The organism is Micromonospora noduli, from assembly GCF_003264475.1.
Classification (GTDB): Bacteria; Actinomycetota; Actinomycetes; order Mycobacteriales; family Micromonosporaceae; genus Micromonospora; species Micromonospora noduli.
In genome coordinates, this window is sequence record NZ_PYAC01000011.1 from 102552 (window position 1) to 116223 (window position 13672).

Consider the following 13672-nt stretch of genomic DNA (forward strand, 5'->3'; position numbering starts at 1 on the left):
CATGGAGCCCGCCTCCGGAAGCTCGTCGCACAACGTGGCCGAAGGCCTGTTGGCGCACCAGGTCCTCCAGGTGGGCTCCTCCGGCCCGATCTACGTCGAACAGCCGCGAGCGGCGGCGCGCGTGCCCGAGCCACCGCACATGCTCCCGGGCGGCATCGGGAGGATCGTCGGCAGGCACCACCTGCTGCACGAGATGGACGAGGCGATGACGACGCCCGGCTCGCGCTGCTGCATGCTGTGGGGTCTGGCGGGCTCGGGCAAGACCACCCTCGCGGTCGCCTGGGCCAGCTCGCGCATCGCCGAGTATCCCGACGGGCAGTTCTTCGTCGACATGTGCGCGTACTCCGGCACACCGCGCATCGAGACCCGGGACGCCCTGCGCAGCTTCCTCGCCACGCTGGGGATCAACCGGTCCGACCTTCCTGACAACGAGGCGGAGTGGGGCGGCGTCTTCCGCGCCGTCACCGCTGGCCGGCGTTGCCTCGTCATCGTGGACAACGTGGGTTCCTACGAGCAGGTTCGGGACCTGGTGCCGGGCTTCGGGTCGGTGCTGGTGGTCACCAGCCGCCGGGCGATCCCGGAGATGAGCGTTCGGCACGACGCCCGGGTCATCAAACTTCCGTTGCTCACCCTCGACGAGGGGGTGGAGCTCATCGCCGAACGTGTCGGGTTCGCCCGCGTCGAACGGGAGCAGGCCGCCGCCCGGCGCATCGTGCAGCTTCTGGAGGGGCACCCGTTGGCGCTGGCCATCGTCTCGGCGAAGCTCGCCATCCAGACCACCTGGACGATCGACGACGCCGCGAGGGGAATCGAGGAGGAGCAGAGCCCACTTCGCTTCCTCGACGACGCCGGCCTGGGCATCGAGGTCGGTCGCGTCATCTCCTGGTCACTCGACGACCTCGACGCGGCGACGACGAAGGTCCTCTACGTCGCGTCCATGCTGCCCAGCAACGAATGCTCGGTGGCGGTGCTGTGCCTCGTCCTCGACCAGCCCAGGCGGGTGTGTGACCGCAGTCTTCAAGCCCTGTGCCTGGCATCCCTCATCGACGAGATCAGCCCTGGCCGTTACCGCTTCCACGACCTGATGAAGGCCTATCTCGCGGAGACGCTCGGGCAGGTGCTGGACCCCGCCGAGCAGGTTCTGACCGCGCGCCGCATCCGCACCGTCCACCTGGCGTTGAGCTACGCCGCCGATCGCGCCATCGACCCACACCGGGACTCCCTGCCCGTGGACCAGGAGCTGCTGGCGGTCGTCGGGTCGACCAGCTTCACAGTGGCGCAGGCCCTCTCCTGGTTCGAGTCGATCACCGCGTCCCTGACCTACCTCATCGAGCAGGCCCGGGCCGACGACGACTTCGCCTTCATCACCCGGTTCGCGCGGGCGCTCAACACGTTCCTCTACTGGCGTCAGGACGTCACGAGAACGTTGTCCGTCCAGCGGGAGGCTGTTGCCGCGGCGGCCGCCGGTGACCCGGCGATGGAGGCGCTGTCCCGACGCGCCCTCGGGCGTGCCTACGCCGACATTGGCCAGCTTGAGCCGGCGAAGGAGCAGTTGCGCGCCTCCATGGCTCTGGACGCGACGTCCGGCGACGATTCGGGTCGGGCGTCGTCGCATCACGCCATGGCCGAGCTCTGCCTCCGGTCGGGTGACCACCGGGACGCGCTGCGCTGGGGGCTGCGGGCGGCCCGGGAATCCAGAAACGGCAACAATGTCGTCCGCGAGGCCCGGGGGCTGTACGACGCGGCCCGGGCCCTGAACGAACTGGGCCACCATTCCTGGGCCCGAGGGCTCGGCCTGCGCAGCCTCGCCATGTGCGAGGAGCGCGGCAATGACTACGGCCGGGCGCTGGCCCTTCGTCTGCTCGGCGCGACCGGCCTCCGGTCGGGCGAGGTCGAGGAGGGCTGCACCTGGTTGGAGCGGGCCTGGCGGGTCGAGGAGTCCCTCGGCAACTTCCGTTCCGTCCGGACGATCCTGGGCCAGCTTGAGCAGGCGTACGGTCAGGGCGGAAACGCCAGCGCCGTGGAAGAGGTCCGACGGGCGCTGGCCCGCCTGGAGCACTATCCGGATCTCACCCAGTCGACGTTGGTGGTCGGGAGTCCGGCGATATGAGCCCTCGGTACGCGCCGCTCGTCCCGGCTGACGAGCTGGCCAGCCCTGCGTCGTATCGGCAACTGCGGCGGGAGCGGGAAGCCACGAGGTTCCGGCGCGAAGTCGAAGCGATCGTCGACAGTGCGTGCCGAGCGGAGGTGGGTGGTCCGCTTCTCCGGAGCACCTTCACGTCGCTGAGCGGGAACCTCGCGGCCGAGGGTGCGCTCAGCTTCGCCGGGCTCGTCCCACCCGAGCGTTTCGACAGCGCGCGGCGGGCGTACGACTCGGCGATCGACACCAGGGGCAGCCGTGGCTCGCTGCACAACTACCTGAACGTCGCGGACGCGGGCTCCCTGGTGGAGCACCCCGAATTCCGGGAGGCGTTCGCTCATCCGCTGCTGGTCGCGCTCGTCGCGCACGCCCTCGGCGGGCCTGTGAAGATCATCGACTTGCGGGCGAAGGACACGCAACCACTCGACGTCGTGGCGCGGGACAACACCCTGCACGTCGACAACAGCCCCTTCATGGACGAGTTCAAGGTGATCGTCACCTGGACGATGGGCACCGGTCGAGGGCCCTCGGGGCAGGGGCTCACCTACCTGCCCCGCACGAATCGGCTCCTGCGGCAGTGCTTCGTGAACGACGACGGCACCGCGTGGAGCGACGAGGACAGCTGCATCTTTCCCTCGCAGGCCCGGGTGGACGAGGCGCTCGCCGCCCAGGCCCGCTTCTTCGACGACGGCCTCCCGCGAGTCGTCCACCTTCAGGACATCGCGGCGCCGTGTCACACGATCTTCGCCGCGAGTCGGCTGGTCCATCACCGGTACCGTACGTCCGCCGGCGGGCCACGCAGCGCGATCATGGCGGCGTTCCACCGGACCGACGAGGGCACCGGCTTCCTCGGCGCCAGCGACCTCCCGGGGTCGGCTCTCGACCGGTTCCTGTTGGCGACCGGGGACGGGCGCCCCTTCCTGGAGCTTCTCGCCGACGAGATGCCCCGAATCGTCACGGCGCTCGCGGCCGCCGCGTCCCGGCCCGGCTTCGTCGTCGACCCCGACCGGCATCTCCTTCGCGACGAGGGCTTTCGCTCCTGGTACGAGCGGCAGAGCGCGGGCGTCTCCCTCGACCGACTGCGCCGCGCCACGCTGGCCACGGCTGTCGACGACGACACGCCCATCGTGCAGCGACTCGTTCTGCGCATGCAGTACGACCTGCAGGGCGCCCTCAACATGCCGCTCTACACCGACCTGCGGGAGGAGGTGCGGAAGCGGGCGCGCATCGTGATCCGGGAGATGACGCCGGAGCACATCCGGGACATCGTCACGCGGCACGACCTCGGTGCGGTCCTGCGCGCGGAGTCCGCGCCACCGCGCCGGCCGGTCGGCGAACTCGCCGAGGAGCTGCACGGCGCGCTGGTCGCCCTGCAGCGGCTCCTGTCGACGGCTGTCGCGTCCCGGCCCGCCGGCCCGATCTGGGGTTCGACCGACGGGAGCGCGGCCGCGCTGTCCCTGCGGCGCTTCATCGTCGATCTGTGCGTCGCGGCCGCTGACATCGCCGACGACGCGTCTCTGGCCACCGGGTGTGTGTTCGGTGCCCTCGGCTCCGTGCTGGCCGACGACCTTTTCGACCTGGGCGCTGCGGGCCGCGAGATCACGGGCGAGTTGTTCGGGATGTACATCCGGCTGGCGGCGCCCTCGCTGGGCGAACAGTGCCCGGCACACCCGGAGAAGGAGAAGCTGGACACCTACCTCGAATCCGTGAACGAGGAGAGGCAGACCGCCAAGCTGGCGTCCGAGGTCTGGTTTCAGGCCGCTTCCGCCGAGGTGACCGCGCGCAATGACGACTTCGTGCGCGCGCTGCTGCGGCGTGTGCTGCCGCCGGGGCGGCCCTCGCCGGAGTCCGGTGATCTCGGCGTGCTGCTGGCGGATCCCGCCGCTCTCAGCGCGTACTACTGGAGGCGGGTCGTGACCGGGAAGCCGGTGGCGGTGCGCTTCGGCGCGGCCGACCTCGACACCCTCGACGGCTACTTCGGGCTGACGGCCGGCCGGAGCCTGCCGGCCGCGGTCGCTCGGCTACGCGAGGAGACCACCGCGGGCTCGCCGGCCGAGCACCTGCTCCGCAGTATCGAGCGGCTCGCGTCACTACGGGGCCGGTCCCACGCCGAGGCGTGCCGGGATGTCATGAGCCGCTTGTCGACGCACTGGCCGGACCTCGTCCAGAGGTGTCGGGGCGGTCCGGACGCTCCGCCGCCGGCGGCCGACCGCATCTTCTCGACGCTCGACGACGCGATCGGTGCCGCAGGCGAGGAGGGCCGGCGCTCGCGCCGGTCGTCGGCGGGCGTCCCCGCGCCGCGCGCCGGGTCTGCCGAGGTGTTGTTGACGACCGCCGAGGCGCGGGAGTTGGCCCGCGTGTACATGCTCGCCCGGCTCTGCTTCAGCGCTGAGGAGTTCCGGATCGGGCAACTGCTGGCCGGTGATCCGCGTGTCCGGTACGCCGTCCTCGCCACCCATCTGTACCTGGTCTCCGAGGTGTCGCGGTCGGCGTCGGAACTGGTCGGGGAGTGGGGCACGGCGGAGATCCTGCTGCCCTTCACCGAGGCCTTCGTCAACGTCGCGGGCTACTCGTCGTCCGTCATCGATCTCACGCCGAATCCGAAACTGATCACGGTCATCAGCAACAACCTGTTGCCGGCCGTGGCCGGCGAGTTGCTCAGGCGGGATGTCGCCGTCGACGAGTTGGATGCGGACATCCTGGCCGCGGGTGTCCAGGCCGCCGTGCAACGTGGCGTCTTCGACGTCACCATCGGCCTGTTCAACCAGACCGACCGGCGGGACGTGGTGTTCCTGTCCGGCCTCAGCCGGCGGGTCTGTCCGGCGGTCCGGCCGTTCGGCGCGTTCTGTCAGCGTTGGCTGCCGTACTTCTTCGACCGTCACCCCAGCGCTCCAACCGGTCGTACTTTCATGCAGTGCTTCACATAAAATTGCAGTCACCACGTCCTGCTGCTAGCCTTCGCTGCATAGTCATGCGGAGGTGAGTATGGGGATCCGAGTCGCGGTAGCCGGGGCGAGCGGGTACGCCGGGGGTGAACTGCTGCGCCTGATCGCCGGGCACCCGGAGTTCGACCTGGTCGCCGCCACCGCACACAGCCAGGCCGGGCACCGCGTCGACGTGGTGCACCCGCAGCTCACCGGGCTCGACCTGGTGCTCGGCGAGACGGATCCGACGATCCTGGCCGATGCGGACCTGGTCTTCCTGGCCCTGCCGCACGGGCAGTCGGCGGCTCTCGCAGCCCAGCTTCCGGCCGAGGTGCGGATCGTCGACCTGGGTGCCGACCACCGGCTCGCCGACCCGTACGCCTGGGCGCAGTACTACGGTGGCACGCACGCCGGGCAGTGGACCTACGGCCTGCCCGAGTTGCCCGGCCAGCGGGAGCTGATCGCCGACTCCACCCGGGTGGCGAACACCGGCTGCTACGCCGCCGCGATCACGCTGGCGCTCGCGCCGCTGATCGCCGACGGCGCGGCCAACCCCGCCGACGTGGTGGTGGTCGCCGCCTCCGGCACCTCCGGCGCAGGCCGGGCGGCCAAGCCGCACCTGTTGGCCAGCGAGGTGATGGGCGACCTGTCGCCGTACCGGGTGGGCACCCACCAGCACGTCCCGGAGATCAAGCAGGCCACCGGCGCGACCGGCCTGTCGTTCACCCCGGTCCTGGCGCCGATGCCGCGCGGCATCCTGGCCACCGTCACCGCGGTGCCGGCGCGCGGCGTCGACCCGCAGGAGGTGCTGGCGCGGTCGTACGCCGACGCGCCGTTCGTGCACGTGCTGCCGGAGGGCCGCTGGCCGCACACCGCCGCCACCCTGGGCTCCAACTCGTGCCACCTACAGGCCACCGTCGACGTCGACTCGGGTCGTCTGATCGTGCTCAGCGCGTTGGACAACCTGGGCAAGGGCGCGGCCGGTCAGGCCGTACAGAACGCCAACCTGATGCTCGGCCTGCCGGAGACGACGGGCCTGTCGGTGTGGGGAGTCACCCCTTGAGCGTCACGAGCCCTCGGGGGTTCCGGGCGGCCGGTGTGGCCGCCGGCCTCAAGAGCAGCGGCGGCGTGGACGTCGCCCTGGTGGTCAACGACGGCCCGGACGCCGGAGTGGCCGGTGTCTTCACCACCAACCGGGTCAGGGCCGCGCCGGTGCTCTGGACCCAGCAGGTCGTGCAGGGCGGTGTGGTCCGCGCCGTGGTGCTCAACTCCGGTGGCGCCAACGCCTGCACCGGTCCGGCCGGCTTCCAGGACACGCACGCCACCGCCGAGCACACCGCCGCCGCGCTGACCTCGGTCAGCCCTCGGTTGATCCTCGGTGCCGGTGAGGTCGCGGTCTGCTCGACCGGCCTGATCGGTGAGCGGCTGCCGATGCCGAAGCTGCTGCCGGGCGTCCGCTCGGCGATCCGTGGGCTGTCCCGCGACGGCGGCCCGGCCGCCGCCGAGGCGATCATGACCACCGACACCCGGCCGAAGACCACTGTGGCCCGGGGGAGTGGCTGGACGGTCGGCGGCATGGCCAAGGGCGCCGGGATGCTCGCGCCCGGGATGGCCACCATGCTCTGCGTGTTGACCACCGACGCGGTGGCCGGGCCGGCGACGCTGGACGAGGCGTTGCGGGCGGCCACCCGGGTCAGCTTCGACCGGGTCGACTCCGACGGCTGCATGTCCACCAACGACACGGTGCTGCTGCTGGCCAGCGGCGCGAGCGGCATCGAGCCGACGCCGGCCGAGCTGGCCGCCGCCGTCACCGCGGCCTGTCACGACCTGGCCCAGCAGTTGGTGGCCGACGCCGAGGGCGCCACCAAGCAGATCGCCATCGACGTGGTCGGCGCGGCGGACGAGGACCAGGCGGTCGAGGTGGGCCGTGCGGTGGCCCGCAACAACCTGGTCAAGACGGCGTTGTTCGGCAACGACCCCAACTGGGGCCGGATCCTCGCCGCCGTCGGCACCACCACCGCCGCGTTCGAGCCGGACGAGGTGGACGTGGCGGTCAACGGGGTGTGGGTGTGCCGGGGCGGCGCCGCCGCCGAGGACCGCTCGAAGGTCGACCTGACCGGGCGGGACGTGACCATCCGGATCGACCTGCACGCGGGTACGTCGGCCGCCACGATCTGGACCAACGACCTCTCCCACGCGTACGTGCACGAGAACTCGGCCTATTCGACATGAATCTCAGCAGCGATTTGGCTCGCGCCCAGGTCAAGGCGGAGACCCTGATCGAGGCGCTGCCCTGGTTGGCGCGCTTCACCGGCTCGACGGTCGTGGTCAAGTACGGCGGCAACGCGATGACCGATCCGGAGTTGCAGCGGGCGTTCGCGGCCGACATGGTCTTCCTGCGCTACGCCGGCCTGAAGCCCGTGGTGGTGCACGGCGGTGGTCCGCAGATCTCCGCCATGCTGGGTCGCCTCGGCATCGCCAGCGAGTTCCGGGGTGGTCTGCGGGTGACCACCGCCGAGGCGATGGACGTGGTCCGGATGGTGCTGGTCGGCCAGGTGGGCCGGGAGCTGGTGGGTCTGATCAACTCGCACGGACCGTACGCCGTCGGCCTCTCCGGCGAGGACGCCCGGCTGTTCACCGCGGTGCGGCGTCCGGCGTACGTGGACGGGGTGCCGGTCGACGTGGGCCAGGTCGGGGACGTCGAGTCGGTCGACGTGTCCGCGGTGACCGACCTGATCGAGGCCGGTCGGATTCCGGTGATCTCCACGGTGGCGCCGGACGTGGAGGGTGTGCTGCACAACCTCAACGCGGACACCGCCGCCGCGGCGCTGGCCATCGCGTTGCGGGCCCGCAAGCTGGTCGTGCTCACCGACGTGGCCGGCCTGTACGCGGACTGGCCGGACACCACCAGCCTGGTCTCCGAGATCGCCGCGGACGACCTGGCCAAGCTGCTGCCCAGCCTGGAGTCGGGGATGGTGCCGAAGATGGAGGCCTGCCTGCGGGCGGTGCGTGGGGGAGTGCCCGCCGCGCACGTCGTCGACGGCCGGGTGGCGCACTCCACGTTGCTCGAGGTGTTCACCTCGGAAGGGTTCGGAACGATGGTGGTGCCGGGAGACGGGACGGACGCGACATGAGCACGTTGGCGCAGCGGTGGAAGCAGTCCATGATGGACAACTACGGCACGCCGCCGATGGCGTTGGTCTCAGGGGACGGTGCCGTCGTGGTCGACGACGCCGGCCGGGAGTACCTGGACCTGGTGGGTGGCATCGCGGTCAACGCCCTCGGTCACGCCCACCCGGCGGTGGTGGCGGCGGTGTCGAAGCAGGTCGCGACCCTTGGGCACGTCTCCAACCTGTACGTGGCCGAGCCGCCGGTCGCCCTCGCCGAGCTGCTGTTGGCGCTCGCCGGCCGACCGGGCCGGGTGTTCTTCGCCAACTCGGGCGCGGAGGCCAACGAGGCGGCGTTCAAGCTCTCCCGCCGCACCGGCCGCACCCACGTGGTGGCCACCAGGGGCGGCTTCCACGGCCGCACCATGGGCGCCCTCGCGCTGACCGGCCAACCGGCCAAGGCCGACCCGTTCCGGCCGCTGCCCGGCGAGGTGACCCACGTCGACTACGGCGATGTCGCCGCCCTCGAAGCGGCCGTCTCCGAGGCCACCGCCATGGTGATCCTGGAACCCGTCCAGGGTGAGAACGGTGTGCTGGTCCCGCCGGCCGGCTACCTCGCCGCGGCCCGGCGGATCACCGCCCGGCACGGCGCGCTGCTGGTCCTCGACGAGGTGCAGACCGGCATCGGGCGTACCGGGCACTGGTTCGCGCACCAGGCCGAGGGTGTGGAGCCGGACGTGGTCACCCTGGCCAAGGGGCTGGGTGGCGGGCTGCCCATCGGTGCGACGCTGGCCTTCGGCCCCGCCGCGGACCTGCTCACCCCCGGCTCGCATGGCACCACGTTCGGCGGCAACCCGGTCAGTTGCGCGGCGGCGCTCGCCGTGGTGGCGACCATCGCCAACGAGGGCCTGCTCGACAACGTCAAGCGGGTCGGTGAGCGGCTGCGTCGCGGCATCGAGGCGCTGGGCCACCCGCTGATCGCCGAGGTACGCGGCGCCGGTCTGCTGCTCGGCGTGGCGCTCACCGCGCCGGTCGCTTCGGTGCTGGCCGAGGCCCTGCGGGAAGCCGGCGTCCTGGTCAACCCGGTGCAGCCGGGTGTGATCCGGCTGGCCCCACCGCTGATCCTCACCGCCGCCCAGGCGGACACCTTCCTCGCGGCGCTGCCCGCCGCACTGGACGCGACCGCCCCGGCCGCCGCCGGCGCGCCGATCGCACCAGCCACACTGACCACCACGACGGGGACGACTCGATGACCCGGCACTTCCTGCGCGACGACGACCTCTCGCCAGCCGAACAGTCCACGGTCCTCGACCTGGCGGCGCGGATGAAGGCGGACCGGTTCGGCCACCGGCCGCTCGTCGGCCCCCGCTCGGTGGCGGTGCTCTTCGACAAGCAGAGCCTGCGGACCAGGATCTCGTTCGACGCCGGCATCGCCGAGCTGGGCGGGCACCCCCTGGTGGTGGACACCCAGGTCACCCACTTCGGTCGCGGTGAGTCGCTCGCCGACGCGGGGCGGGTACTGTCCCGCTACGTCGCGGCGATCGTGCTGCGGACCCACGGTGACGAGCGGATCGCCGAGGTGGCGGCGGGCGCCACCGTGCCGGTGGTCAACGCGCTCACCGACGGTTTTCACCCGTGCCAGCTGCTGGCCGACCTGCTCACCATCCGGGAGCGGTGCGGTGGCACGGCCGGCCGCACGCTGGCGTACGTCGGGGACGGCGCGAACAACATGGCGCAGTCGTACCTGCTGGCCGGGGCGACCGCCGGGATGCACGTGCGGATCGCCGGCCCGGCCGGCTTCGCGCCGGACGCGGCAGTGGTGGAACGGGCCGCCCAGATCGCCGCGGAGACCGGCGGGTCGGTGCGGGTGCTGACCGACCCGGCCCAGGCGGTACGCGACGCCGACGTGCTGGCCACCGACACCTGGACGTCGATGGGGCAGGAGTCCGACGGGTTGGACCGGATCACCCCGTTCCTGCCGTACCAGGTCAACAAGGAGTTGCTCGGTCAGGCCGCACCGGACGCGATCGTGCTGCACTGCCTGCCCGCACACCGCGGCGAGGAGATCACCGACGAGGTGCTCGACGGCCCGCAGAGCGCGGTCTTCGACCAGGCGGAGAACCGGCTGCACGCGCAGAAGGCGCTGCTGACGTTCCTGCTGGGAACCGCGACGGAAGACGCCGCGACCGGCGACACCGCCACCGGGGGCCCGCGATGACCGCCCCACTGACTCGTGCGGCCCGGCACGCCCGGATCGTGGAGCTGATCCGCGACCGGACGATCCGGTCGCAGACCGAGCTGGCCGACCTGCTCGCCGCCGACGGCGTGGGCGTCACCCAGGCCACCCTCTCGCGGGACCTGGAGGAGTTGGGCGCGGTCAAGGTGCGCGGCGGCGACGGTCCGGCCGTCTACCTGATCCCCGAGGACGGGCAGCGACCGTTGCGCGACGCCGAGGCCGCACCGGCCCGGCTGGTACGGCTGCTGCGCGAACTGCTCAACGGGGTCGACTCCAGCGGCAACATCGCCGTGCTGCGGACACCGCCGGGCGCGGCCCAGTACCTGGCCAGCGCGTTGGACCGGGCGGGCCTGCCCGAGATCGTCGGCACCATCGCCGGCGACGACACCATCCTCGTCGTCGCCCGGGAGGCCGTCGGCGGGGCCGCACTCGGAGACAAGCTCGCCGGCTGGGCCCGCCGGGAAGACACCGATGAAGGGAACGCCACGTCATGACCGAGCGGGTCGTGCTCGCGTACTCCGGCGGGTTGGACACCTCCGTCGCCATTCCGTACCTGTCCGAGCAGACCGGCGCCGAGGTGATCGCGGTCGCGGTCGACGTCGGGCAGGGCGGTGAGGATCTCGACGCCATCCGGCAGCGTGCTCTGGACTGCGGCGCCGCCGAGTCCGAGGTGGTGGATGCGCGCGACGAGTTCGCGGCCGACTACTGCCTGCCGGCGATCCGGGCCAACGCGCTCTACATGGACCGCTACCCCCTGGTGTCGGCGCTGTCCCGGCCGCTGATCGTCAGGCACCTGGTGGCGGCGGCGCGCAAGCACGGCGGCACCATCGTGTCGCACGGCTGCACCGGCAAGGGCAACGACCAGGTCCGGTTCGAGGTGGGCCTGAACGCGCTGGCCCCCGACCTGAAGATCATCGCGCCGGCCCGGGACTTCGCCTGGACCCGGGACAAGGCGATCGCCTTCGCCGAGGAGAAGGGGCTGCCGATCGACGTGTCGGCCAAGTCGCCGTACTCGATCGACCAGAACCTGTGGGGTCGCGCGGTGGAGACCGGCTTCCTGGAGGACATCTGGAACGCCCCCGTCGAGGGCCTCTACTCGTACACCTCCGACCCGACCCTGGAGCGCGACCCCGACGAGGTCGTGATCACCTTCGACGGCGGCGTGCCGGTGGCGATCGACGGTGAGACGGTCACCCCGTACCAGGCGATCCTGGAGCTCAACCGCCGCGCCGGCGCCCAGGGCGTGGGCCGGCTCGACATGGTCGAGGACCGCCTGGTCGGCATCAAGAGCCGAGAGGTGTACGAGGCGCCCGGCGCGATCGCGCTGATCACCGCCCACCAGGAGTTGGAGGCGGTGACCGTCGAGCGGGACCTGGCCCGGTTCAAGAAGGGCGTCGACCAGCGCTGGGGCGAGCTCGTCTACGACGGGCTGTGGTTCTCGCCGTTGAAGGACTCGCTGGACGCGTTCATCGACGACGCGCAGCGGCACGTGAGCGGCGAGGTACGGATGATCCTGCACGGCGGCCGGGCCACGGTGACCGGCCGGCGCTCCGAGGCGAGCCTCTACGACTTCGGGATGGCCACCTACGACACCGGCGACACCTTCGATCAGTCCCTGGCCAAGGGCTTCGTGCAGCTGTGGGGGCTGCCGAGCCGGATGGCCGCCGCTCGGGACGCCCGATTGGGCGGCGGCGGACAGTGACCCGTGCGAGCGCGCCGAGTGCGCGAGCACGGCGAGTGAACCCCGCAGTCGCGAGCGAAAGGCAACCAGCGCAATGATGGGCGACGTGGACGACAAGAGCCTGACCGAGAACAGCGCCGCCACCAACCGGACGAGCCTCTGGGGTGGCCGGTTCGCCGGCGGCCCCGCCGAGGCGCTCGCCCGACTGTCGGTGAGCGTGCAGTTCGACTGGCGCCTGGCCCCGTACGACATCGCCGGTTCCCGGGCGCACGCCCGGGTTCTCGCCGGCGCCGGCCTGCTCGATCCGGAGGAACTGGGCCGGATGCTGGCCGCGCTGGACGACCTGGAGGCGGCCTGCGCCTCCGGAACGTTCCGCCCCACCATCGACGACGAGGACGTGCACACCGCGCTGGAGCGCGGTCTGCTGGAGCGTCTCGGCAGCCTCGGTGGCAAACTGCGCGCCGGCCGGTCCCGCAACGACCAGGTCGCCACCGACCTGCGGCTCTACCTGCGCGACCACGCCCGGGGCGTGGCCAGCCGTCTGGTCGAGTTGGCGGAGGCGCTGGTCGAGCAGGCCGAGCGGCACATCGACACCGCCGCGCCGGGGATGACCCACCTCCAGCACGCCCAGCCGGTCACCTTCGGGCACTGGCTGCTCGCCCACGTGCAGCCACTGCTGCGCGACCTCGAGCGGCTGCGCGACTGGGACCACCGGGCGGCGATCAGCCCGCTCGGCGCGGGCGCCCTGGCCGGTTCCGGGCTCCCCCTGGACCCGGTGGCGGTGGCCAAGGAGCTGGGCTTCCGTACGTCGTTCGCCAACTCGATGGACGCCGTCGCCGACCGGGACTTCGTGGCCGAGTTCCTCTTCACCACCGCTCTGATCGGGGTGCACCTGTCCCGGCTCGGCGAGGAGGTGGTGCTCTGGACCTCGCACGAGTTCGGCTGGGTGGAGCTGGACGACTCCTTCGCCACCGGCTCGTCGATCATGCCGCAGAAGAAGAACGCGGACATCGCCGAGCTGGCCCGGGGCAAGTCGGGGCGTCTGGTCGGCGGCCTGGTGACCGTGCTCACCATGCTCAAGGGTCTGCCGATGACCTACGACCGGGACATGCAGGAGGACAAGGAGCCGGCCTTCGACGCGGTCGACACCCTGGAGCTGCTGCTTCCGGCCCTGGCGGGAATGATCTCCACGATGACGGTCCGGGTGGACCGTCTCGTCGCCGCCGCCCCGGTCGGCTTCTCCCTCGCCACCGAGGTCGCCGACTGGCTGGTCCGACGCAACGTGCCGTTCCGCGACGCGCACGAGATCACCGGCCAGTTGGTGGCGCTCTGCGCGGCTCGGGAGTGCGAGCTGAACGACGTCTCCGACGAGGACCTCGCCGCGATCAGCGGGCACCTCGACCCGTCGGTGCGCGACGTGCTCTCGGTCCGTTCGGCTCTCGCCGCCCGGACCACCCCCGGTTCCACCGGCCCCGGCCCGGTCGCCGACCAGCTCGCCGACGCGGCGGACCGGCTGGCCAGCTGGCGGGAGTGGGCCTCCGAGCGGGTCGTTCCGCGCTGAGCTGTGCCGTGGCGTCGGCGCCG

The 13672-nt window shown here is 71.8% G+C and carries 10 protein-coding genes; all 10 read left to right on the forward strand.

Features of this window, described 5'->3' with window-relative positions; genetic code table 11:
* Nucleotide 1: 1 nt before the first annotated feature.
* The 10 genes from MED15_RS14650 (at nucleotide 2) to argH (ending at nucleotide 13649) form a co-directional block, all read left to right on the forward strand.
* Complete coding sequence (locus tag MED15_RS14650; RefSeq protein WP_112735914.1) at nucleotides 2–2110, forward strand: tetratricopeptide repeat protein; 2109 nt, start codon at nucleotides 2–4, stop codon at nucleotides 2108–2110.
* 137 nt (nucleotides 2111–2247) lie between these two features.
* Nucleotides 2248–5067, forward strand: coding sequence for a hypothetical protein (locus MED15_RS14655; protein ID WP_146766718.1), 2820 nt, complete (start codon nucleotides 2248–2250; stop codon nucleotides 5065–5067).
* A 58-nt stretch (nucleotides 5068–5125) separates the two neighbouring features.
* Nucleotides 5126–6127 carry an N-acetyl-gamma-glutamyl-phosphate reductase gene (gene argC, locus MED15_RS14660; RefSeq protein ID WP_112726813.1) on the forward strand — a complete coding sequence of 334 codons (1002 nt, stop codon included), beginning with the start codon at nucleotides 5126–5128 and terminating at the stop codon, nucleotides 6125–6127.
* Nucleotides 6124–7296: a bifunctional glutamate N-acetyltransferase/amino-acid acetyltransferase ArgJ gene (gene argJ, locus MED15_RS14665; RefSeq protein ID WP_112726812.1), complete on the forward strand. Its 1173-nt coding sequence runs from the start codon at nucleotides 6124–6126 to the stop codon at nucleotides 7294–7296. The genes argC and argJ overlap by 4 nt, the downstream gene beginning before the upstream one ends.
* A complete protein-coding gene (gene argB, locus MED15_RS14670; protein WP_112699801.1) occupies nucleotides 7293–8198 on the forward strand; it encodes an acetylglutamate kinase in 906 nt (301 codons plus the stop codon). Before argJ ends, argB begins: the two co-directional genes overlap by 4 nt.
* On the forward strand, nucleotides 8195–9424 hold the full coding sequence (locus MED15_RS14675; RefSeq protein ID WP_112584612.1) for an acetylornithine transaminase: 1230 nt from the start codon (nucleotides 8195–8197) through the stop codon (nucleotides 9422–9424). The genes argB and MED15_RS14675 overlap by 4 nt, the downstream gene beginning before the upstream one ends.
* A complete protein-coding gene (gene argF, locus MED15_RS14680; protein ID WP_112699802.1) occupies nucleotides 9421–10389 on the forward strand; it encodes an ornithine carbamoyltransferase in 969 nt (322 codons plus the stop codon). Before MED15_RS14675 ends, argF begins: the two co-directional genes overlap by 4 nt.
* Nucleotides 10386–10901, forward strand: coding sequence for an arginine repressor (locus MED15_RS14685; protein WP_112584614.1), 516 nt, complete (start codon nucleotides 10386–10388; stop codon nucleotides 10899–10901). The genes argF and MED15_RS14685 overlap by 4 nt, the downstream gene beginning before the upstream one ends.
* Complete coding sequence (locus MED15_RS14690) at nucleotides 10898–12109, forward strand: argininosuccinate synthase (protein ID WP_112584615.1); 1212 nt, start codon at nucleotides 10898–10900, stop codon at nucleotides 12107–12109. Before MED15_RS14685 ends, MED15_RS14690 begins: the two co-directional genes overlap by 4 nt.
* A 76-nt stretch (nucleotides 12110–12185) precedes the next feature.
* Entirely contained in the window at nucleotides 12186–13649 is a 1464-nt protein-coding gene (gene argH, locus MED15_RS14695; RefSeq protein WP_112584637.1) for an argininosuccinate lyase, read from the forward strand.
* Nucleotides 13650–13672: the final 23 nt, after the last annotated feature.

Excerpts from the sequence above, each read along its gene's own strand:
- MED15_RS14650 (WP_112735914.1), top strand. The coding sequence starts at position 2 with ATGGAGCCCGCCTCCGGAAGCTCGTCGCACAACGTGGCCGAAGGCCTG.
- argC (WP_112726813.1), top strand. The coding sequence starts at position 5,126 with ATGGGGATCCGAGTCGCGGTAGCCGGGGCGAGCGGGTACGCCGGGGGT.
- argB (WP_112699801.1), top strand. The coding sequence starts at position 7,293 with ATGAATCTCAGCAGCGATTTGGCTCGCGCCCAGGTCAAGGCGGAGACC.
- MED15_RS14675 (WP_112584612.1), top strand. The coding sequence starts at position 8,195 with ATGAGCACGTTGGCGCAGCGGTGGAAGCAGTCCATGATGGACAACTAC.
- argF (WP_112699802.1), top strand. The coding sequence starts at position 9,421 with ATGACCCGGCACTTCCTGCGCGACGACGACCTCTCGCCAGCCGAACAG.
- MED15_RS14685 (WP_112584614.1), top strand. The coding sequence starts at position 10,386 with ATGACCGCCCCACTGACTCGTGCGGCCCGGCACGCCCGGATCGTGGAG.
- MED15_RS14690 (WP_112584615.1), top strand. The coding sequence starts at position 10,898 with ATGACCGAGCGGGTCGTGCTCGCGTACTCCGGCGGGTTGGACACCTCC.
- argH (WP_112584637.1), top strand. The coding sequence starts at position 12,186 with ATGGGCGACGTGGACGACAAGAGCCTGACCGAGAACAGCGCCGCCACC.